3 protein-coding genes are annotated in these 987 nt (G+C 75.3%); all 3 read left to right on the top strand.

The annotated features are described in order from the left end of the window. The coding region (locus FQY64_RS14645) for an integrase core domain-containing protein (protein ID WP_146474708.1) at positions 1-125 on the top strand (125 nt) is incomplete at its 5' end. Positions 126-137: 12 nt separating this feature from the next. After that, positions 138-698: an RNA polymerase sigma factor gene (locus FQY64_RS14640; RefSeq protein ID WP_146475478.1), complete on the top strand. Its 561-nt coding sequence runs from the start codon at positions 138-140 to the stop codon at positions 696-698. Further along, positions 695-987, top strand: a 293-nt coding sequence (locus FQY64_RS14635) for a hypothetical protein (RefSeq protein WP_222431803.1), incomplete at its 3' end; no start/stop codon positions are given. The genes FQY64_RS14640 and FQY64_RS14635, both read left to right, overlap by 4 nt.

The following is a 987-nucleotide window of genomic DNA, read 5'->3' as shown; positions in this document are numbered from 1 at the left end:
GCGAGGCGCTGCAGGACTGGCTGCATCACTACAACTGTCACCGCCCACACAGCGCACTCGGCGGTCAGCCACCCATCACCCGCTTGGCGCTCCGCCGAAACAACCTATTGAAGCTTCACAGCTAGGCTTGCCGCGTGATGCCCGATGCCGGCCGCGACGTACCCGCAGCGCACGCCGCCCCCGCGGCGTCGCTGGACGCCTTCCTGGCCGGCATCGGCGCGCGCGCGTTCCGCTTCGCCGAACTGGCGCTGCGCCAGCGCGAGGACGCGCTCGACGCCGTGCAGGAGGCGATGATCCGGATGCTGACCTACCGCGACCGCCCCGCGGACGAATGGACGCCGCTGTTCTGGAGCATCCTGCGCAGCCGCGTCACCGACCAGCAGCGGCGCCGCCTGTTCCGCCTGAGCTGGCTGCTGCCGCAGGCCACGCACGAGGACGGCGAGCCGGTCGACTGGGCCGACGACGGCCCCGACCCCGCGCGAAGGCACGAGGGCCGCGAGGCCTACGCGCGGCTGGCCGACGCGCTCGCGCGCCTGCCGCGCCGCCAGCGCGAGGCCTTCACCCTGCGCGTGCTGGAGGAACTGGACGTCGCCACCACCGCGCGCGTCATGGGCTGCAGCGAAGGCGCGGTCAAGACGCATCTCTCCCGCGCCCGCGAGGCGCTGCAGGCCGAACTCCACGACTGGCGAACGCCATGAACGCGAACACCCCGCACGACGATTTCGATGCCGCCATGCGCGCGCGCCACCGGGCGTCGCTCGATGCGCTTACGCCCGCGACCCGGCGCGCGCTGCAGGGCGCGCTCGCCGAGGCGCGCGCACGTTCGCGTCCTGCCGGCGCGGGCTCGCGGCCCTGGGCGTTGCCCGCCGGCGGCGTCGCGATCGCGGTTGCGGTGATCGCGCTGGTGCTGACCCTGCGGCCATCGCCGCCCGCCTCCGGCCCGGCGCCCGTCGCCGGCGTCCCGCGCGCGGCCCCGGCACCGGGCCC

It is taken from the genome of Vulcaniibacterium thermophilum (assembly GCF_007923255.1).
GTDB classification, from domain to species: Bacteria; Pseudomonadota; Gammaproteobacteria; order Xanthomonadales; family Xanthomonadaceae; genus Lysobacter_F; species Lysobacter_F thermophilum.
The sequence above is the reverse complement of the archived record's forward strand: the minus strand, read 5'-3'. Positions and strand labels throughout refer to the sequence as shown.